Annotated in this window: 23 protein-coding genes; 10 read left to right on the top strand and 13 right to left on the bottom strand. The window is 63.4% G+C overall.

Annotated elements, in window-relative coordinates; translation table 11 throughout:
• Positions 1-29 precede the first annotated feature (29 nt).
• From ABUH87_RS04540 to crtY, 3 genes are read right to left on the bottom strand one after another with little or no spacing between them, the layout of a single operon-like run.
• Positions 30-608, bottom strand: coding sequence for an LOG family protein (locus tag ABUH87_RS04540; protein WP_367770213.1), 579 nt, complete (start codon positions 606-608; stop codon positions 30-32).
• The gene (locus ABUH87_RS04535) at positions 605-2,083 is read right to left on the bottom strand and encodes a phytoene desaturase (protein ID WP_367770209.1); all 1,479 of its coding nucleotides are present in this window, start codon (positions 2,081-2,083) and stop codon (positions 605-607) included. The genes ABUH87_RS04540 and ABUH87_RS04535 overlap by 4 nt, the downstream gene beginning before the upstream one ends.
• Positions 2,080-3,267 carry a lycopene beta-cyclase CrtY gene (crtY, locus tag ABUH87_RS04530; protein ID WP_367770206.1) on the bottom strand — a complete coding sequence of 396 codons (1,188 nt, stop codon included), beginning with the start codon at positions 3,265-3,267 and terminating at the stop codon, positions 2,080-2,082. Before crtY ends, ABUH87_RS04535 begins: the two co-directional genes overlap by 4 nt.
• 75 nt (positions 3,268-3,342) lie before the next feature.
• Here crtY and ABUH87_RS04525 point away from each other — a divergent pair, with 75 nt between their 5' ends.
• The 3 genes from ABUH87_RS04525 to ABUH87_RS04515 all read left to right on the top strand — a co-directional run bounded on the left by ABUH87_RS04525 (position 3,343) and on the right by ABUH87_RS04515 (position 5,199).
• Entirely contained in the window at positions 3,343-3,882 is a 540-nt protein-coding gene (locus ABUH87_RS04525; RefSeq protein ID WP_367770199.1) for a GNAT family N-acetyltransferase, read from the top strand.
• An 89-nt stretch (positions 3,883-3,971) separates the two neighbouring features.
• Positions 3,972-4,811 carry a MipA/OmpV family protein gene (locus ABUH87_RS04520; protein WP_367770196.1) on the top strand — a complete coding sequence of 280 codons (840 nt, stop codon included), beginning with the start codon at positions 3,972-3,974 and terminating at the stop codon, positions 4,809-4,811.
• A gap of 22 nt (positions 4,812-4,833) precedes the next feature.
• Entirely contained in the window at positions 4,834-5,199 is a 366-nt protein-coding gene (locus ABUH87_RS04515) for a hypothetical protein (RefSeq protein WP_367770193.1), read from the top strand.
• A 26-nt stretch (positions 5,200-5,225) separates the two neighbouring features.
• Here ABUH87_RS04515 and ABUH87_RS04510 read toward each other — a convergent pair whose 3' ends face one another.
• Complete coding sequence (locus ABUH87_RS04510) at positions 5,226-5,849, bottom strand: uracil-DNA glycosylase family protein (RefSeq protein WP_367770190.1); 624 nt, start codon at positions 5,847-5,849, stop codon at positions 5,226-5,228.
• Positions 5,850-5,938: 89 nt separating this feature from the next.
• Here ABUH87_RS04510 and ABUH87_RS04505 point away from each other — a divergent pair, with 89 nt between their 5' ends.
• Positions 5,939-6,364, top strand: a complete 426-nt coding sequence (locus tag ABUH87_RS04505) for a hypothetical protein (RefSeq protein ID WP_367770187.1) — start codon at positions 5,939-5,941, stop codon at positions 6,362-6,364.
• On the opposite strand, the gene ABUH87_RS04500 is transcribed toward ABUH87_RS04505, so the two are convergent.
• Positions 6,361-6,990: an SOS response-associated peptidase family protein gene (locus tag ABUH87_RS04500; RefSeq protein WP_367770358.1), complete on the bottom strand. Its 630-nt coding sequence runs from the start codon at positions 6,988-6,990 to the stop codon at positions 6,361-6,363. The genes ABUH87_RS04505 and ABUH87_RS04500 overlap by 4 nt on opposite strands.
• A gap of 193 nt (positions 6,991-7,183) precedes the next feature.
• Here ABUH87_RS04500 and thiC point away from each other — a divergent pair, with 193 nt between their 5' ends.
• From thiC to ABUH87_RS04480, 4 genes are all read left to right on the top strand, one after another.
• Positions 7,184-9,046: a phosphomethylpyrimidine synthase ThiC gene (gene thiC, locus ABUH87_RS04495; protein WP_367770184.1), complete on the top strand. Its 1,863-nt coding sequence runs from the start codon at positions 7,184-7,186 to the stop codon at positions 9,044-9,046.
• A gap of 23 nt (positions 9,047-9,069) precedes the next feature.
• Positions 9,070-9,363, top strand: coding sequence for a YciI-like protein (locus ABUH87_RS04490; protein ID WP_367770181.1), 294 nt, complete (start codon positions 9,070-9,072; stop codon positions 9,361-9,363).
• A 78-nt stretch (positions 9,364-9,441) separates the two neighbouring features.
• Complete coding sequence (locus tag ABUH87_RS04485) at positions 9,442-9,843, top strand: nuclear transport factor 2 family protein (protein ID WP_367770178.1); 402 nt, start codon at positions 9,442-9,444, stop codon at positions 9,841-9,843.
• 195 nt (positions 9,844-10,038) lie between these two features.
• Complete coding sequence (locus tag ABUH87_RS04480) at positions 10,039-10,701, top strand: twin-arginine translocation pathway signal protein (protein ID WP_367770175.1); 663 nt, start codon at positions 10,039-10,041, stop codon at positions 10,699-10,701.
• 163 nt (positions 10,702-10,864) lie between these two features.
• Here ABUH87_RS04480 and ABUH87_RS04475 read toward each other — a convergent pair whose 3' ends face one another.
• The 3 genes from ABUH87_RS04475 to mgtE are packed head-to-tail and all read right to left on the bottom strand — an operon-like array spanning position 10,865 to position 12,997.
• The gene (locus ABUH87_RS04475; RefSeq protein WP_367770173.1) at positions 10,865-11,083 is read right to left on the bottom strand and encodes a hypothetical protein; all 219 of its coding nucleotides are present in this window, start codon (positions 11,081-11,083) and stop codon (positions 10,865-10,867) included.
• A gap of 60 nt (positions 11,084-11,143) precedes the next feature.
• Positions 11,144-11,539 (bottom strand): DUF1489 family protein, encoded by a 396-nt coding sequence (locus tag ABUH87_RS04470; RefSeq protein WP_367770170.1) that lies wholly within the window; start codon positions 11,537-11,539, stop codon positions 11,144-11,146.
• Positions 11,540-11,563: 24 nt separating this feature from the next.
• Positions 11,564-12,997 carry a magnesium transporter gene (gene mgtE / locus ABUH87_RS04465; RefSeq protein ID WP_367770161.1) on the bottom strand — a complete coding sequence of 478 codons (1,434 nt, stop codon included), beginning with the start codon at positions 12,995-12,997 and terminating at the stop codon, positions 11,564-11,566.
• Positions 12,998-13,155: 158 nt separating this feature from the next.
• Between mgtE and ABUH87_RS04460 the strand changes: the two genes are divergently transcribed.
• Positions 13,156-13,626 carry a peptidylprolyl isomerase gene (locus ABUH87_RS04460; RefSeq protein WP_367770158.1) on the top strand — a complete coding sequence of 157 codons (471 nt, stop codon included), beginning with the start codon at positions 13,156-13,158 and terminating at the stop codon, positions 13,624-13,626.
• A gap of 119 nt (positions 13,627-13,745) precedes the next feature.
• On the opposite strand, the gene ABUH87_RS04455 is transcribed toward ABUH87_RS04460, so the two are convergent.
• Genes ABUH87_RS04455 through ABUH87_RS04440 form a run of 4 tightly spaced genes read right to left on the bottom strand, consistent with a single transcriptional unit; the run spans position 13,746 to position 17,129 of the window.
• Positions 13,746-14,630, bottom strand: coding sequence for a LysR substrate-binding domain-containing protein (locus ABUH87_RS04455; protein ID WP_367770155.1), 885 nt, complete (start codon positions 14,628-14,630; stop codon positions 13,746-13,748).
• Positions 14,631-14,663: 33 nt separating this feature from the next.
• On the bottom strand, positions 14,664-15,584 hold the full coding sequence (locus ABUH87_RS04450) for a hemolysin family protein (protein ID WP_367770153.1): 921 nt from the start codon (positions 15,582-15,584) through the stop codon (positions 14,664-14,666).
• A gap of 21 nt (positions 15,585-15,605) precedes the next feature.
• Complete coding sequence (gene ybeY / locus ABUH87_RS04445) at positions 15,606-16,097, bottom strand: rRNA maturation RNase YbeY (RefSeq protein WP_367770151.1); 492 nt, start codon at positions 16,095-16,097, stop codon at positions 15,606-15,608.
• Between the two features lie 9 nt (positions 16,098-16,106).
• A complete protein-coding gene (locus ABUH87_RS04440) occupies positions 16,107-17,129 on the bottom strand; it encodes a PhoH family protein (RefSeq protein ID WP_367770148.1) in 1,023 nt (340 codons plus the stop codon).
• Positions 17,130-17,376: 247 nt separating this feature from the next.
• Between ABUH87_RS04440 and ABUH87_RS04435 the strand changes: the two genes are divergently transcribed.
• Positions 17,377-17,868: an RcnB family protein gene (locus ABUH87_RS04435; RefSeq protein WP_367770145.1), complete on the top strand. Its 492-nt coding sequence runs from the start codon at positions 17,377-17,379 to the stop codon at positions 17,866-17,868.
• 36 nt (positions 17,869-17,904) lie between these two features.
• Here the strand turns inward: ABUH87_RS04435 and miaB are convergent, their stop codons facing one another.
• Positions 17,905-19,239, bottom strand: coding sequence for a tRNA (N6-isopentenyl adenosine(37)-C2)-methylthiotransferase MiaB (miaB, locus tag ABUH87_RS04430; RefSeq protein ID WP_367770142.1), 1,335 nt, complete (start codon positions 19,237-19,239; stop codon positions 17,905-17,907).
• Positions 19,240-19,307 lie beyond the last annotated feature (68 nt).

Here is a 19,307-nt window from a genome sequence, read left to right as displayed (position 1 = left end):
GGCGAAAGTGGAGGGGCCGGCATCGGGATTCACAACGTGCGCGGATCCATCGCCACGATGGTCTGCGGGGGTTCATGCGCGCGCATCCGCTCCAGCAACAGGTCGAGCTCGCGCTCGGCCATGATGATGCCCTGATGCGCCGGGCGGACGAACCCTACTTCGGCCATATGCCGGTTGAACGCGAGCAGTCCGTCATAGAACCCGAATGCATTCAATACGCCGACTGGCTTGCTGTGATAGCCTAGCTGGGCCCAGCTCACCGCTTCCCACAACTCGTCCATGGTGCCGACGCCGCCGGGCAGAACAAGGAAGCCGTCCGACAGGTCGGTGAAGGCGGCCTTGCGCTCGTGCATGGTGCCGACCACGGTCAGCTCGCAGTCGTAGTTCGCTACTTCCCCATGGACGAGCGCTTCGGGGATGACGCCGATGACCTCGCCGCCCGCCAGTAGCGCAGAGCCGGCGAGCGCCCCCATGAGGCCAAGCCTGCCGCCGCCGTAGACGATGCCGATGCCTTCGCGCGCCAAGGTCGTGCCAACGTCACGTGCAAGCTGCACGTAGCGGGGATCCGCCGGAGTGGCGGAACCACAGTAGACAGCCAGGCGCTTCACTTCAGATCCTCCAGCATGAGCTTGGCCGTGGCCTTGGCGCTTCCGATCACGCCGGGGAGGCCCGCGCCGGGATGCGTACCAGCTCCGGCAAGATAGACGTTCTTCAGCTTGTCATCGCGGTTGTGGCCCCGAAACCAGGCGCTTTGAGTGAGGATCGGCTCAAGGCTGAACGCGCTCCCCAGGTGGGCGGACAAGTCGGCCGCGAAATCCGTGGGCGCATAGTGGAACTGCGTCACAATTCTATCGCGAATATCGGGGATGAGGCGGCGGCCCACTTCGTCCAGAATACGCCCGGCCAGCACCGGACCCACCTCGTCCCAGTCGATCGGGAGCTTGCCCATGTGGGCGACGGGCACAAGCGCGTAGAACGTGCTCTTGCCCGGCGGCGCCATCGAAGGGTCGGTGACGGTGGGGTGGTGCAGGTAGATCGAGAAGTCCCGCGGCAGGACGCCGTGCTGGTAAATATCTGTCAGCAGCCCCTTGTAGCGGGGGCCGAACAGGATCGTGTGGTGCGGAATGCCCGGCCAAGTCCCCTCCAGTCCGAAATGGACGAGGAACAGGCTGGGCGAGAAGCGCTTGCGGGAGAGCGACTTCGCCATTTGCTGGCCCCGCGGGCTGCCGGAGAGCAGATCGCGGTACGTGTGCATGATATCGCCGTTGGAGGCGACCGCGTCGAAGCGCTCGCGCCAGCCGCTTGCGGTCTCCACCTCGGTCGCGCGGTCACCGATGGTGTGGATCTGCACGACCTTGTCGGCAAGGCGCACGACGCCGCCCAGCCGCTCGAAGTGCTTCGCCATCGCCTGCGCCAGCTTGTTGGTACCGCCCTTTGCCCACCACACACCGCCGTCCTTCTCCAGCTTGTGGATCAGAGCGTAGATGGCGCTGGTCGTCATCGGATTGCCGCCGACGAGCAGGGTGTGGAACGAGAGCGCCTGCCGCAGCCGCTCATCCTTCACGAAGTGGGAGACCATCGAATAAACCGATCGCCACGCCTGGTAATGGGCAAGCGCGGGTGCGGCCTTCACCATGCTTGCGAAGTCCAGGAAGGGCTGGTGGCCCAGCTTGATGTAGCCTTCCTGGTATACGCCCGCCGAATACTCCAGAAAGTCCTCGTACCCCGCGAGGTCCTGGGGGGCGAAGCGGGCAATCTCGCGCCGCAAAGCCGGCTCGTCGTTGGAGTAGTCGAACACGGTGCCGTCAGGCCAGTTGAGCCGGTAGAACGGCATGACCGGCATCAGTTCGATGTCGTCAGCGATATTGTGGCTCGACAGAGCCCACAGTTCGCGAAGGCAGTCCGGATCGGTGATTACGGTTGGCCCGGCATCGAACGTGAAGCCCTCCCGCTCCCAGGCGTAGCCACGCCCTCCCACCTTGTCGCGCCCCTCCACGAGAGTGGTGGCGATGCCGGCGGACTGCAGCCGGATCGCAAGAGCGAGCCCGCCGAAGCCGGCTCCAATGACACAGGCGCGCTTCATGTACGGTCTCCCAGCGGGGCGAGCGGGCGTCCCTGTCCCATAATGCTGGCAAGCGCTCTTCCCACAGGGACAGGCGGTTTGCCTGCCAGAACGCGCAGCATGTCGGTGTGATTGGAGCGTCCGGCGTAAAATCGTTCGATCAGCGGCTCGGGCAGGCCATAGAACCTTTCGAGTACCTTGTATCGCTGATCTGGCGCGGCGGCGCCGAAGAGCATGCGCGTCAACATCCGGTAGAAGCGCCCCCCGCGCCAGTGCTCGCGTGCCCATGCATGACAGGCTCGCCCTACGGCTTCGGCAGAGAGTTTGTCGAGAGTGCAAAGGTGCAGGGCAAAACGAAGCGCAATCGGGAGTGAATAGCTGGTCAGAGGGTGAACCAGCCCGGCTCTGGCTCCCGCCCGGCCGGTCCCATCGGGCGCTGCAGCGTGCCAGAACGCGTCGAAATCCCCAGCGGCGATCACCGGCAGGACACCGGCTTCCTCATATTCGACGCGTTCCACCTGCCACCCTTCTCGCGCGGCATAGTCCGCGATCCGCTGGCGCAATGCTGAACGATCCAGAGCGGGACTGTCGGCGTAGTAGGTGTCTTCAAGAAAGATGTCGTGGGCCGAAAACGGCAAGGCATAGACGAAGCGGTAGCCATCGAATTGCCTCACCGTGGCGTCCATGACGATCGGCTTGTCCAGCCCGTGAGGCTGGCTTAGCCGCAGCATCTGCCCCAGAAACTTCTGCCAGCCTCCCACCATGTGCGGCAGTCCCGATGCGCCGCGTGCGTCGATCACGGCACCGGCCTGAAAGGTGCGCCCGTCGGCAAGGGTCACGCTTTGGGCGGAAACCTCGGTGATGCGCGCCCCCGTCAGCAGGCTTGCTGCGGGCAGCGCCTCACGCAGCCGCGTGTCAAGCCGCTCGCTGGTGATGCTGCGATAGGGCGTGGTCAGGTGCCGTCGTCGTCCGGGAAAGCGGACCTCGTAGCCCGGCCATCGCGCCGCAATCAGAGGCTCCAGCAGTTCGCCGCCGTCTTCAATGTCGCTCTCGAAAAAGGACCAGACGTGATCGCCGCCATAGCGTTCACCCTGTTCGAAGACGGCGATTCGCAAGTCCGGCCGACGTGCGGCAAAGGCAAGCGCGATGAGGCCGCCTGAAAGGCCGCCACCCAGAATTGCGATATCGATTGACGGCGCTCCCATGGTAGGGTCGTTTAGGCGGGGGGACCACTTGCCGCAACTTGGCGCGGCGAGGGCTTTGGGGCATGTTTCATTCTGATGACCGATGTGCTGACTGTTTGTAACGCGTCCACAAGCGACGCAGAAGCAATTTCCGAGATCTATGCACACTACGTGCTGGAGAGTTCCGCGAGCTTTGAAACAGAGCCTCCTGGCGCTCAGGCAATGGCGGAGCGGATCGCCAAGGTGGAGCAGGAAGGCTGTCCGTGGCTGGTGGGGCACGATGAAGCCGGGCAAGTTGTCGGCTTTGCTTATGCCCAGCGCTTCGGTCCTCGCGCGGGATACTTCTACAGTTGTGAAGCGCACATTTTCGTCCGCCCCGATGCACTGGGGCGAGGGATCGGCACCATGCTGATCAACGCGCTTGTCGCCGAGTGCGAAAGGCGCGGATATCGGCAGGCGTTCGCGTTGATTGCCGGCACCGAGCCTGCTGCTGTCGTGCTGCATGCCCGCGCGGGCTACCTGCCCTGCGGCACCTTGACCGGCGCCGGCTGGAAGCACGGCCAGTGGGTCGATGTCTTCGTCATGCAGAGAAAACTGGGGCTGGGGAACGAAACGTCACCTGAAAGCCACGGTTAAGAGGTTTTCGACACGGCTGCTGTCTCAACGTGCAACGGTCTTTACTCCGGCGCGTTCTGACGGAGCTTTTTACAGGGGGTTCCAGACGAATGCGCGCACTTTCCGCCTTTACCTGCCTTGCACTCGCGTTGGCTGTTCAGCCTGCCGTTGCTCAGGACACCGCTGCCGACGCTGCGATGGAGGGTGATCGCATCACAGTCGGCATCGGCGGCGCCTACATGCCCAGCTATCGCGGATCGGACGATTACACCGTCTCTCCCTTCCCGGTCATTCAAGGGCAGGTGAAGGGGATCGGCATCAATCCCCGCGCCGGCGGCGTGGCCCTGGACTTCATTCCCGATAATCGGGCTTCCGGCTTCGGCGTGTCCCTGGGCCCGGTGGCCACTTACTCCGCCAACCGCGCGCGCGGGATCGAGGACGATGTGGTCAGGGCCGCGGGCAAGCTCGACGAGGCTGTGGAACTCGGCGGAACGGCAGGGGTCACGGCATACAAGCTGCTGAGCCCTTACGATTCGCTGACTCTCTCGACTGATGTGCGCTGGGACGTCGCAGGCGCGCACAAGGGCATGGTCTGGACTCCGAACCTGACCTATACGACGCCGCTCAGCCGGGGGTCGCTGGTCGCTCTCAATGTTGGCGCGCGCCATGTCGATGATGACTTCGCGCGTTACTACTATTCGGTCACACCGGCGCAGAGCGCTGCCAGCGGCTTGCCGGTCTATGATGCCGAAGGCGGCTGGGACAGCATCAACGTGGGGCTGCTCGGCGGTTACGACTTTGACGGTGACCTGCTGAACGGCGGTTTCGCAGCTTTTGGCGCGGTCGCCTATTCCAAGATGCTGAACGATGGCAAGGACACGCCGTTCACAAGTGTGCGCGGCGATACGGACCAGTGGATCGCAGGGCTTGGGCTCGCCTACACGTTCTGATCGGGTTCGATGGGAGGCAGGATTGGGTTCTTCGATCGCACGAGCAGGATTAATCCTGGCGGCGGCCGTAGGGGTGCTCGCAACACCGTTGGCCGCCGAACCTCCCGAGCCGACGTACGGGACTTCCATCCCTGAGGAAGCGCGCGCCAAGCTGAACCGTGAGCAGGCGGAGAGTGCTCAACGGCAGCTCGAAGAGAATGCCGCCAGCAAGCGCGCTTACGAAGAAGCGGAGTACGAGCGCGAGGAGCAGATGCGCCGCGACCTCGAGGCCTACGAGCAGGAAAAGAAGCGTCTGGCAAAGGAGCATGCGGCGGCGATGGACGTGTGGCGTGCCGATGTCGCGGCGTGCCGCTCAGGAGATCGGACGCGCTGCGCGTCGAGCCGCTGACCCTCGCCGGTCAACTTGAAAGTGCTCTAGATGCCCATGCTCCGCAATCTCCTGCGCAGGTCCGGCAGGACCTCCGCCTCGAACCAGGGATTGTTCCGCATCCACAGACGGCTGCGCCAGGCCGGGTGAGGGAGTGGAAGATAACCCGCCGGCGCATCCCGCCACCGGCGCACCGCTTCGGTCATGTTGGGCGCAAACCCTCGAGGAAGATAGCGCTTCTGCGCATGCATTCCGACCAGCAGCGTAAGCTGCACGTGCGGCAGTTGCTCCATGAGCCGATCATGCCACATCGGCGCGCATTCGGGTCTCGGGGGCAGGTCTCCGCCGTCGCCCTTACCGGGATAGCAGAAGCCGGTGGGCATCTGCGCCACGCGGCTGGTGTCGTAGAACGTAGCGCGGTCCACACTTAGCCAGTCCCGCAGCCTGTCTCCACTCTCGTCGTTCCAGCCAATGCCGCTCGCATGAACTTTGCTGCCGGGCGCTTGTCCGATGATCAGCAGTCGCGCGGTGGACGAAGCCGCGACGAACGGGCGCGGCTCATGAGCAAGCGCACCGGCACAGGCGCGGCAGGCACGGATCTGAGAGAGCAGGGCGTCGAGCGGATCGCAGTTCACACCGTGCGAGATGTGGCGCGACTTGCTCTGGCGCAAGGATCAGGCATGTTGACTGTTGCATAACAAGCGGCGTCGGCGCCTTGGCGCGCCGGACAGTCCGCAGTTGCACAGGAGGGGACAGCAAAATGCCCGAAACAGTACCCAATCTTTCTTTTGCCGATCTTTCGCTGGCACCCGCTTGGACGGCGCTCTTCCTGGGCGTATTTGCGATTGCGGCTGGTATCGGAGAGCTGCGTCGAGCCGGTCACTGGGAGAAGATGCTCGCAGAAATCTCGGCCTCTCCCGCGCTGCAAATGATCACCGCCCTGATCCAGCTGTTTTTGGGAGCGGTGATCTATCTCGCGGATCCCTGGGCCTCACCCGACTGGCTCTCCAGCGCGATGAGCGTGCTGGGTGGGCTGATGTGCCTGGAAGCACTCGTTATCCTTAGCTTCTCGGACGTGTTCACCGCCTTCTGGCTGCGCCGCTTCGGTCCGTATGCCCGGCTTTGGAGTTGGGGTTCGCTGCTGTTCGGAGTGGCGCTCATCGCTGTCGCTCTTCCCCGCTTTTAACCCTCGTGCGCCCGCATGAGCGATGAGGGATAGGGCGCGAGCAGTGCTTGCGCGCGATCCCAGCCGCCGCGAAGCCAAAGATCCTGTGCGCTTGGATTGGCAGGCAGGATGACGGGCATGGTTTCACGCCCGGCGCTCCGCAGCAGCGCATTCGGTTCGCAGGTGAGCAGGGCGAAGCTGGGCACTTCGCTGTCCTTCCACACGCCTGCCATGGCGAAGACCGGTTGATCGGCGCAGGCGAACCAGTGTCGCCGCCGCCTCCCCTCACGGTCCACGTCGCGAGAACTGTTGGGCCCCCACTCCATGAAGGCGGTTGCGGGGATGAGGCAGCGGAACTCGCTGTTGCGCAAGTTGCCGATCCAGAACGGGCTGTCGGGATTGCGCACCGATAAAACGGGACGCGCCTGGAAGGCAGAAGGCGGCGGCGGAACACCCCAGAGCCTGGGGACCATGCGGCGCGGGGTGCGTCCCTGCGGTCTTGGTCCGGCGACGAATTCGCGCCCCGCAGTGATTACAGGTGCGAAGCTTGCGGGCGCGACATGCCCGCCGCTCCACGGGTCGTCGTGCGCCTCGGCCCCCAACGCAGCGGCGATTTGCCGCGCTTGAGCGTCGAGGCGGTAGAGCATGGTCACGCATGCGGCCTAGACGCGCGGCACGCTCCCGTCTATCATTGCGCCACCACCGGGGAGCCAGCAAGCGGCTGAGAGGTGCGGGTATGCTCCGCACGACCCGTCGAACCTGAACCCGTTAGCACGGGCGGAGGGAGTTGGACGGGCTCGCCCGTAATCCGCTCCTGAACGCCGACCTGGAGGAGCGCGCATGGCAGATATCAACAGCAAGCTGGAGATCGGCGTCACCACCGGCCCCATCCGCGGATCGAAAAAGATCCACGTCGGTCCGCTCAATGTCGCGATGCGTGAGATCAGCCTGGAGCCCGGCAGCGGGGAGCCGCCCGTGCGCGTCTACGACACCTCCGGTCCGTACACCGACCCCAACGCGCTGATCGACATCGCCGCCGGCCTGCAGCCGCTGCGTCGCCCCTGGCAGCTCGCGCGCGGCGACGTCGAGGAATACGCGCCACGTGAGGTGAAGCCGGAAGACAACGGCCAGCTCGGTCCTGACCGCTCGGGCGGCGTGCCCCCGTTCCCCACTGCGCTGCGCCGTCCGTTGCGCGCCAAGGCGGGCATGAACCTCAGCCAGATGCACTACGCCCGCAAGGGCATCATCACGCCCGAAATGGAATACGTCGCCGAGCGTGAGAACCTGGGGCGCGCGCGCCTTGCCGAATACAAGCGCGACGGCGAGAGCTTCGGCGCCTCTATCCCCGATTACGTCACGCCCGAGTTCGTGCGCGATGAGGTCGCGCGCGGCCGTGCGATCATCCCCAGCAACGTCAACCACCCCGAGTGCGAGCCGATGGCGATCGGGCGCAACTTCCTGGTCAAGATCAACGCCAACATCGGCAACTCCGCCGTCGCCAGCGACGTCGCGAGCGAAGTCGACAAGATGGTCTGGTCGATCCGCTGGGGCGCGGACACCGTCATGGACCTTTCGACGGGCCGCAACATCCACGACACCCGCGAGTGGATCATCCGCAACAGCCCCGTGCCGATTGGCACCGTGCCGATCTACCAGGCGCTGGAGAAGGTCGGCGGCGTCGCCGAAGACCTCACCTGGGAGATCTTCGCCGACACCCTGATCGAGCAGGCCGAGCAGGGCGTCGACTACTTCACCATCCACGCCGGCGTGCGCCTGCCCTACGTTCCGCTCGCCGCCAAGCGGATGACCGGCATCGTCAGCCGCGGCGGCTCGATCATGGCCAAGTGGTGTCTGGCGCACCACAAGGAGAGCTTCCTCTACGAGCGCTTCGACGAGATTACCGAGATCATGAAGGCCTACGACGTCGCCTACTCGCTGGGTGACGGCTTGCGCCCCGGCTCGATCTACGACGCCAACGATGAGGCCCAGTTCGCCGAACTCTATACTCTGGGCGAGCTGACCAAGCGCGCCTGGGCACAGGACGTTCAGGTCATGATCGAGGGGCCCGGCCACGTGCCGATGCACAAGATCAAGGAGAACATGGAAAAGCAGCTCGAGGCGTGCGGCGAAGCGCCGTTTTACACCTTGGGCCCGCTCACCACCGACATCGCGCCTGGTTACGATCACATCACCAGCGGCATCGGCGCCGCCCAGATCGGCTGGTACGGCACCGCGATGCTCTGCTACGTTACGCCCAAGGAGCACCTCGGCCTGCCTGACCGCGACGACGTGAAGACCGGCGTGATCACCTACAAGCTCGCCGCTCACGCCGCCGACCTCGCCAAGGGGCACCCTGCTGCGCAAGTCCGCGACGATGCACTGAGCAAGGCCCGCTTCGAGTTCCGCTGGCGCGACCAGTTCAACCTGTCGCTCGATCCTGACACCGCCGAGAAGTACCACGACCAGACGCTCCCGGCCGAAGGCGCCAAGTCCGCGCACTTCTGCTCGATGTGTGGTCCCAAGTTCTGCTCGATGAAGATCAGCCAGGAAGTGCGCGACTTCGCCGCCAAGCAGAACCAGCCGGTCACCACCTTCATCGCCTCCGAAGAGGAAGCCGAGGCCGGCATGAAGGCGATGAGTGCCAAGTACGAGGAAATCGGCCGTGAGCTCTACATCGGCGCGGGCGACCGCGAGCACGACTGACCTGACCGGGAGCGAGGAGAACCATGGCCCACTGGCTGCTGACATACGACCTTGCTCCCGATTACCTGGACCGCCGCCCGGCCTTTCGCGACGAGCACCTGACGCTCGCCCGAGAGGCCGCTGCGCGTGGAGACCTCCTGCTCGGCGGTGCGCTCGACCCTCCTGAACAAGCCATGCTCCTGTTCCAGGGCGACACTCCTGCTGCCGCAGAAGGCTTTGCGGCAGCCGACCCTTACGTTGCCAATGGGTTGATCGCCCGCTGGACCGTGCGCCAGTGGATCACCGTTGTGGGCAAGGGTGCGGCCAGCCCGCTCTGAAGGGGTGCCAGGCCGGCCTTGCACCTGCGCACTCATCTGGCGCTTGCCGGAGTTTCTCCATCGCCGCACAAGGCCGCGATGACCTCCACATCAGAGAGCCCCGGCACCGAAATCGCCATCCGCACGCGCCGCGCCGCGTTCAACCGCGCCATTGCCGACGGCGACGTGGCTGCCATCGGCTCGATCCTCGCCCGCGACTGTGTCATGCTCACCGGCACCGACAGCGCCGTGATCGCCGGACGCCTCGCGCAAGTGAAAGTCTGGAAGCGCGAGTTCGCCGCGCCCCACCGCGACATCTACGTGCGAGCCCCCGAAGCGATCGACATCTCCGCGATCGCGCCGATTGCGATGGAGCACGGCACGTGGGACGCGATCTCCGCCAACGGCCAGACGACCGCCACAGGCACCTACGCCGCCAAGTGGCGCGAAGTCGCGGGCGAGTGGGTCATCGAGGCGGAGGTGTTTGTAACGCTGGCGTGAGGTGATCCCGGCAGGCGCTCGCCTGAGAACCAAGCCAAGGAACAGCCGGTTAGCTGCGCTTCATAGATGCGGTCTATGAGAGGCATGTCTGAACGGCGACTAGGCTGCACGAACAATTCTGCTCTGAATGACCGTCCCGGTTGATGACCTTTGGAAGGCGCATTCCGGCTAGGATTGCCTTCGGAGAGCAAACGTATGACGCTGACTGTCGCAGGCGCAGGCCTGACCTTGAAAATACTGCTTATGGCCGGAGGAGCAGCATTCGCGGACGCACCAGCAGGGACTGCTGCCACGCCACCGCAAGCGACAGTCTCTGCGCAGGCGCGCAACCAGGCCGGGAAACCGACCTCTCTACTGGTCCCAGCCGAGTTCGCCGTACCGACCCTCGTCGAAACCTCCGACTTCAAGCTCGTTCCACTTGGTCCTGCGTTAGTGAGATTGGATTTCGACGCTTACATGTCGTCGATCGAGCACCTGCAGAAAACCTTTAGCCGCAGCACCGCCTGGCCGCATGCAGGTATTTCCGATGCCGATGCGATGCGGGATATCGAAGCCGAAGAAGCCAGGTTCAGAAACCGTAAGTCGTTTGCCTATGCCGTCCTGAGTCCAGACGGCATGCTTGAGCGAGGTAGCGTGTATGTCTCGCCCAGCCCCGTCGAAGGCTACGACGCCGTAGTGAGAATGTGGGTCACCAAGGACGAGTATGACGCCGGTTTTGACGCCGAACTCCACAAGTGGGTAGCTGATTGGATTCGGACGGATTGGCCGTTCGCGAAGGTCGCCTACCCAGGTCGCACCATCGAGTGGGACGAGTGGCAGTCTATGATTGTAGCAAACAAGGCCGCGAAAACCCGCTGACGATAACGCCAGCCTCGGCTGGTCTTCCTCGCGCTAAGCCAGTCTCGTGCAAGGTTGGCAGCTCACGGGCAAACGTGCCCAGCAGATTCATTCGGGGCCGCTCTCATCAACAGCAAGATCCCCAACTCTAGCTGGGCACAAACGGGAGCGAATTGCCCTAAGCTTACTGGCGGTTGGTCTTGGGGTTCGGCACCCGGTCTGCTTCATCCGACTTGCGCACCCGTTCCACTTCGGGCTCGCTCCCGTCGGCATTGCTGAGGTCAGCGCGACTGCCAACGTCGCGCTGCAGCGTTCCTCCAGCGGACGAGCCGGTGCCGCCTCCAAGTTCCTCGGGGCGGTTAATCAGGTCATTGTCGGGGTGGCGGGATTGACGTTCGGGCATGCTATTCTCTCCTTTCCTCCATTCAACGGATCGGAGGCCTGACGCGTTCCCCGTTCGGTCTCAGACCAGCCCCAGCTTCGCGAGTTCGCCGATCAACCGCGGCGGCAGGACATCGCCGGCGAACTCATCGCTTCCCAGATCGGCGGGAGCCTCATCCTCCTCTAGGTAGCGCCAGCCCTGATGTGCGCGCTTCGGCTGCGTGTGGACAGGGATGAGAAGCGGGGAGAGACGGATGTGCCAACGGCCGTCTTCGCGTTGCGCAAACCCTCTCAACGGAGAGCGCCCAATCAGCGCGTGCTCGAAGATCCAATAAAGCGATCCGCCAGTCATCTCTTCATGGCGCTTGGGCAGGTAGCGGGTCGTCAGCAGGGCTTCGTCTGCGTGGCTTTCCAGCCATGCCTTCAAGCTGGCCGGGCTCTCGGCACTGTAGGCAATCTTCGTCATGTGGAGGGGCATGAGCGGAAGATAAGAATGGATCGGCTAACCCACCATCCCTGACAGAGTGGCAAGACCGAGGAAGACGAGAAAACCCATGGAATCGGTCGTCATGGTGACGAAGATCGATGAGGCAATGGCAGGGTCGGCCTTGAAGCGGTCGAGCGTCAGTGGGACGAATACGCCTGCCAGCCCGGCGATGACGATGTTGGTCATCATGGCCAATGCGATAACTACGCCAAGGACCGGGTTCTGGAATATGATGCTTACAGCTATGCCGACGATCACCGCAACCGTGCTGCCGTTCAACAGTGCGATCGCTATCTCTCGCCTGATCGCGCGCCAGGCGTTGGTGGATGCCAGTTGATTGGTCGCCAGTGCACGCACCGTCACGGCTAGGGTCTGCGTTCCCGCATTGCCTCCGAGTCCGGCGACGATCGGCATAAGCGTGGCGAGAGCCACCATTCTGGCGATGGTGTCTTCGAACATCGCAATGACGCCGGATGCCAGAGTGGCCGTCAGAAGATTGCCGATGAGCCACTTCACTCGCGCAAAGTATGCGTCGCGGATCGGCTCGTGGATGTCACCGTCGCCTGCGCCCGACAGCAGCAGCGCGTCCTCACCGGCTTCTTCCTGGATAATGTGAACCACGTCGTCGACCGTAATCTGGCCGACTAGCCGGCCCGCTTCGTCAACAACCGCAGCCGAGATCAGCGCGTATTTCTGGAAGCGGAGTGCGACTTCCTCCTGGTCCATCATGACCGGGATCAGGCTCTGGTCGCGGGTCATTACGTCAGCGAGCTGGATCGCGCGGGGAGTGCGCAATATCCACGAGAGGGCACACGTGCCGACGGGCCGGTGCATGGGATCGACCACGAAGATTTCCCAGAACTCGGTAGGAAGCTCATGGCCATCGCGAAGAAAGTCGATGAGGTCACCCACGGTCATCGACTCGGGCACCGCCACGAAGTCGCGGCTCATCAGGCGCCCGGCAGACTCGTTCGGATAAGCCAGAGCAGCTTCGATCGCCGCCCGGTCCTCGGGATCGAGTTCGGCCAGGATGGCCTGCTGATCCTCGCGATCGAGATCCTCGATCATTGCGACGGCGTCGTCGGTGTCGAGTTGCTCCGCGATGTCGGCGACGACATCGGCGGGCAGCCCTTCCATCAGCCGCTCACGAACCCAATCGTTGAGCTCAGCGATGACTTCGACGCCCATCAGGTCCCGTATGGCGCGGGCGAGCGCGAGCCGTTCTTCCTCCTCCGTCAGCTCCAGCAGGTCGGCGATGTCGGCGGGGTGCAGCGGCTCGACCAGCGCATATACGCGCTCGAAGTCGTCCTCCCGCAGAGCCTCGCGCACGCTTCGGAGGAATTCAGGTCGGAGCTGGTTGTCCTCGTCGTGGTGCTCGTTCTCCGACGCACCTTCGGCGACGCGATCTGCGTCCTCGATCCGGTTGTCTTCGATGTGCTCGGCAGCCATGGGCGAGGGGTCTACGCAGGTGAGACTTAAAAGCAACCGCGCGTGGTGCAGTGCGGTGGACGAACGCTTCTTTTCAACCGTGCTGTGATGACGACCGGCGCGGACGTGACATTGCCCCGTCAGAGCCTATAGGAAGGGGCAAACGACAGGAGATACCAATGGCCGACGAATACCTGACCCTCACGCTCGATACGGGCAACGGCGGCGGCGGCGATGTAAAGATCAAGCTGCGTCCTGACCTGGCGCCGGGCCATGTAGAGCGCATCAAGGAACTTGCTGGTGAGGGCTTTTACGATGGCGTGAAGTTTCACCGCGTCATCGATGGCTTCATGGCGCAGGGCGGCTGCCCCAACGGCACCGGCATGGGTGGATCCGACAAGCCTGACCTGAAGGCCGAGTTCAACTCGGAGCCGCATGTGCGCGGCGTGTGTTCGATGGCCCGCACCAGCGCGCCGCACTCGGCGAACAGCCAGTTCTTCATCGTGTTCGACGATGCGACCTTCCTCGACAAGCAGTACACCGTCTGGGGCCAGGTTGTTGAAGGCATGGAGCACGTCGACGCGCTTCCCAAGGGCGAGCCGCCGGCAAACCCCGGCAAGATCGTCAAGGCAACTGTCAGCGAAGGCTGATCGGGACAGGGGCTGCGCAAGCGGCCCCTAGCCGCCAAAGAGCCGCCGACCGAGCTCTTGAGCGGAGGCCTATGCTGGGCTTCCAGGCTGGGGCTTCCAGGTTTTCTGCTGCGCGGGGCTTAAAGCCCCGCTTGCAGCATCCATTCGCGGAAGATCTTGACCGGACGGGCCTCCAGGTCCTTGTGCCGGCAGATGAACCAGTAGCGGTAGGGGCTTTCGACATTGATGTCGTAAAGCACTGCGAGCCGGTTATCGCCTGCCCGCCGAAAGTGATCGTCGTGCATGATCGCGATGCCCAAGCCCTGCGCCGCCGCTTCCAGCACGAGCTGGCCCGAGTTGAATCGGTCAATCGAAGCGGGCTCCAGCTTGCTCATGCCGAGCGCCGCCTTCCACGCGTCGAGACTGTCAGGCAAGTCGTTGTGGATCAGGAATGTCTGGCGTGAAAGCTTGGCCTGGTCCGGAACGTCGCCGAGTTCGCTCGCAAGCTCCTTGGAAACGATCGCGTAGACTTTGTTCTGATCCAGCTGCACCGAGTACAAGGCAGGATCGGGCGCTTTCGCCAGAATGATCGCAGCGTCGAGCGAATCGCCCACCTGACTCTCAAGGTTGGGGCCGGTCTCGATGTCGATGTGCAAACGCGGATGCAGGCGGCGCAGTTCAGGCAGGCGTGGGAACAACCGCTGTCCGCCAAAAAGCGATGGGACGCCAAGATGCAGCCGCAGGACCTGTCCACGCTCGACCTGGGATTCGACCGCTTCCGCAAGCTCTTCCAGCTTTGGACCCACGACATTGTAGAAGGCCAGCCCCTCGTCCGTCAGCTTCATCGACTGATGCTGGCGAGTGAACAGGCGCTTTCCTGTAAAGTCCTCAAGCGCAGCAACCCGGCGCGACAACGCGGAGGGGGAAAGCGCGAGTTCGCTTGCCGCCGCCTTGGCAGAGCCGAGGCGGACAACGCGCACGAAGGCTTCAAGTGCACGCAAGGGGGGCAGGCGGCGTACAACCAATTTCTTCTCTTCTTCCGCTTTTGGACGCCCGTTTTACTCGGGCAGCCTGTTCGTCTCGTTAACATCGGTTGGGGGATACAAACGCAGTCTCGTGACGTGACGTTCGTTTCCGTCAGTGACCTCGATGCGCCAACCGCTCTCGTGATCAAGGACAGTTCCCACTTCGGGTACTTGCTCGGCCAGCACAGAGGCTAGGCCTCCCAGGGTATCGACCGCTTCCTCTACCTCGGCAAGTCGCGGATCGATCTTCTCCGCGATTTCGTCAAGCTCGACACGGGCATCTGCCTCCCACACGCCGTCGTCCAGGGGCACCAGCAGCTCCTCAGGGGCGTCGTCATGCTCATCCTCGATGTTGCCGACGATCTCCTCGACAAGGTCCTCGATCGTGATGATCCCGTCTGTGCCGGAATATTCGTCGATCACCACTGCCAGGTGAATGCGCTTGGCACGCATGTCCGCCAGGACGTCCAGCGCGCCTCGGGCTTGCGGGACGAACAAGGGCTGGCGCAGGAGTGTCGTCCAGTCATCAGGAGGCACATTCCCGCGAGCCAAAATCGGGAACACGTCCTTGATGTGGATCATGCCCCGAATCTCGTCGAGAGACTCGCCAAAGACCGGCATTCGACTGTGGCCATGCTCGGCAAAGGCCTCGACCACATCAGGCCAGCTCGCCGATGCGGGAATGGCCACGATATCGCCGCGTGGCACTGCAACATCGTCCGCATCGTTCTCGCTGAAGTGCAGGAGGTTGCGGAGCATCTGCCGTTCAAGCGGCGAGAGGTCGCCGTTGCCGTCCTCGGTGCTTTCGCCGTGTTCGTTGATTACGTCCTCAATCTGCGCACGGAGCGACTGATCGACGTCGGAAACGAACAAGCGCCGGATGACACGCCAGAGCGTGCCGCTACTGTCCGGGTCTCCCGATCCGGATTCTGTGTGCCGGCCATTGTCGGCCATCTTTTAGGTCAACCCCTGTAACTAAAGATCGGGTGCATATGGGTCCGCAATGCCCATGATCGCAAGAGCCTTTGTCTCCAAGGCCTCCATTGCCTCAGCCTCAGCCTCGCCAGTCTCATGATCGTGACCGGCGAGATGGAGCAATCCGTGAACGATCAGGTGCACCGCGTGCTGCTCTACCGCGACGCCCTTTTCCTGCGCCTCCCTGGTGCAGGTCTCAAGGGCGAGTGCGATATCTCCGAGCAGCTCGGGCGGTCCTTCAAGCGGCAGGTCGAGAAGCTGCGAGCGCTCCAGCATGGGAAAGGACAGGACGTTCGTGGGCTTGTCCTTGCCGCGCCATTCACTGTTGAGCGAACGGATCTCCGCGTCGCTGGTAAACAAGATACTTGCGCACAGGCGCTCGTTGCCAAGCGTCGTATCGACCTGTGCAGCTGCCTCAGCGGCGTCCAGCGCCAATTGCTCCCACTCCACCGTGGCAGGCCACGGTGCTTCGATCTCGATATCCAGCTGCATACGCGTGACTTAGTTCGCCTGCCCTTCGTACGCATCCACAATCCGCCCCACGATCGGGTGCCGGACGACGTCTGCCGATGAGAAGCGCGTGACGTTGATGCCTTCGACACCTTCAAGGCGCGAAACGGCATCTGCAAGGCCGCTCAGCCGATCTCCGCCGGGAATGTCGACTTGCCGCGGATCGCCACAAATAACCATGCGGCTGTTCTGCCCGAAGCGGGTCAGGAACATCTTCATCTGCTCGCGAGTCGTATTCTGTGCCTCGTCGAGGATGACAAAGGCATCAGCGAGCGTGCGCCCGCGCATAAACGCGATCGGGGCAATCTCGATCTCTCCGCTCGCCAGACGCCGCTCCACCTGTTCGGGCGGCATGCAGTCGTACAGCGCGTCGTAGAGTGGGCGCAGGTAAGGATCGACCTTGTCCTTCATGTCGCCCGGCAAAAAGCCGAGTTTCTCGCCCGCCTCGACTGCAGGGCGCGACAGGATGAGGCGCTGGACCGAACCCGTCATCAGCTGGCTTACAGCCTGGGCCACTGCGACATAAGTCTTGCCGGTGCCAGCTGGACCGAGCGCGAAAATGATGTCCGATTTCGTCAGCGCGCGCATGTAGTCGATCTGTGTCGCCGAACGCGGCACGATGGTCTTGCGCCGGGTGCGGATCATGATCGGCGGGGTGCCGCCGGCGTCGCCTGTCACGATTCCTTCAAGGGTGGGTTCGGCCGACATCGTGATCAACGCTTCGATTGCGCCGGAGTCGAGATCATGTCCCTTCTCCAGACGGTGATACATTCCTGTGAGTGTCTCGCGGGCCCGGGCGACAGCGTCCTCCGGACCTTCCACCTGGATGCGGTTGCCGCGTGCCGCGATATAGACGCCCAGGCGGTTCTCCACCTGCACGAGATTGGCATCGAACTGGCCGAACAAGGTCCCGAGCAACGCTGGTTCGTCGAACTCGATTTCGACACGCGCTCTTCGCGGAGCGTCGGGCCTGAATTGCGTCGGCTCACCGACGCGCGCTGACTTTCGAGCCATGCGCCCCTTTCATGTAAAAGCGCGTTTGTAGTCAGAGGAACTTAGGCGTCCTCCAGCCTTGCGCAAGCGCTCTCGCGATGGTGTGCTCACAATTTCGTTAGAATGCTGCCTCATCCCGGAGATGCAGGTCGGCAGTTCGGCGCCTGCCTGCATCGTAGATGAAAACGCGGTTTGTCGCCGGTTCAGGCAGCCTGAGGCACAAACGTCACCAATCGGCCCACCGCAGGGCGCAAGATGGAGTGACACAATGCGCAAGATCATCATGGCCGCACTCGCTGCAGGCGCGCTCGTGCCGGCGACTCTGGTGCCCGTCGCGGCACAGGCTCAAAGTGCACGCGAAGTGCGTGAGAGCGCGCGCGAGGTGCGGCGCGATCAGAGAGACTTGCGGGAGGCGCGGCGCTACGGCGACCGGCGAGATGTGCGGCACGCTGAGCGCGACCTTCGGCATTCCCGGCGCGAACTGCGCCAGGACTGGCGGGACTATCGTCGTTCTCATCGGGACGTCTACCGTCGGCCTGCCTATGCGGGGCCACGGGGCTATGCCTATCGGCCAGTTGGTGTCGGACACCGGTTCGAACGGGATTACTATGGCCGGCGCTACTGGATAAATGACTATCGCCGATATCGCCTGCCTTCACCCGGCCGTGGCGCGCGCTGGGTGCGCTATGGCAACGACGTCGCCTTGGTGAACATCAACAATGGCCGCGTCCTGCGGGTCTATGAGCGGTTCTTCTGGTAATATGGAGTAGAATCCCGGCGCTTGCTTGCGCCGGGATCAGGCAGCGACCTGGAGCAAGGGACGTCCGGCGAGCGAGTTGGGTCCGGCCTCTACCAGCTCCAGTTGCACCAGTTCGCCGATCGCGCCCTCGCCGGTGAAGTGGACGGACTGCAGCCAGGGAGACTTGCCAAGCCACTGACCGGGATGTTTGCCGCGCCGTTCCACCAAAACCTCGCAAGTGCGGCCCACGCTGGCCTTGTTGAAGGCCAACTGATCACGGTTGAGCGCTGCCTGGAGCTGCTGCAGGCGCTCATCCATCACCGACGGAGCGATCTGCCCCTCCATTCCGGCGGCGGGGGTGCCGGGGCGTGGTGAGTACTTGAAGCTGAAGCACTGCGCATATCCGACCGCAGCCACAAGTTTCAGCGTCTCTTCAAATTCAGCGTCTGTCTCTCCGGGGAAGCCCACGATGAAGTCACCGGAAAGAGCGATGTCTGGCCGGACGGCTCTCACTTGCTCGAGAATGCGCAAGTAGCTTTCCGCAGTGTGGCTGCGGTTCATCGCCTTCAACACGCGGTCCGATCCCGATTGCACAGGCAGGTGCAGGAACGGCATGAGCTTGTCGATCTCGCCGTGTGCTGCGATCAGGGCGGGCGTCATGTCGGTCGGGTGACTGGTCGTATAGCGTATGCGTGTCAGACCAGAAATGGCTGCCAGTTCGCGGATCAGGCCGTCGAGACCGACGGTGCGGCCTCGGTGATCTTCGCCGCTCCATGCGTTGACGTTCTGCCCCAGCAGCGTGATCTCGCGTGCGCCGGCCTCGATCAGGCGATTTGCCTCGTCCATCAGATCGGCGAAGGGCCGTGATACCTCTGCGCCGCGCGTATAAGGCACCACGCAGTAGGTGCAGAACTTGTCGCAGCCTTCCTGCACGGTGAGGAACGCGCTCGGTCCGCTGCGGCGGCGTTTCGGCAGGCTGGCGAATTTCGTCTCCGCCGGCATGTCCGTATCGGTGGAGCGTCGTCCAGCGGCCGCGTCGCGCACCATCTCAGGCAGGCGATGGTAGGCTTGCGGCCCCACGACCATCTTTACCGACGGGGCGCGTGCCATGATCTCCTCGCCCTCTGCCTGCGCCACGCAACCGGCTACGGCGATCAGGGGAGTCGAGCCGTCGTCCCGGCGCAACCGGCCGATGTCGGAGTAGACCTTCTCGGCCGCCTTTTCACGGATGTGGCAGGTGTTGAGCACGACCAGATCGGCATCCGCCCCTTCGGGTGCGGCAGTGAGCCCCTCTGCGGTGAGGAGTTCGGCCATGCGCTCCCCGTCGTAGACATTCATCTGGCAGCCGAAGCTTTTGACCTTGTAGGTCTTTGGGGACGGGGCATGAGGCATGTCCGGGCCGATACAGCAAAGCGGCATGCATTTGAAGAAGGTTGGTTTGCCGGCGCAAACCCGCTAAC

The organism is Novosphingobium rhizovicinum (assembly GCF_040813635.1).
GTDB classification, from domain to species: domain Bacteria; phylum Pseudomonadota; class Alphaproteobacteria; order Sphingomonadales; family Sphingomonadaceae; genus Novosphingobium; species Novosphingobium rhizovicinum.
Note: the sequence above shows the minus strand (reverse complement) of the source record. Positions and strands in the feature narration are given on the sequence as shown.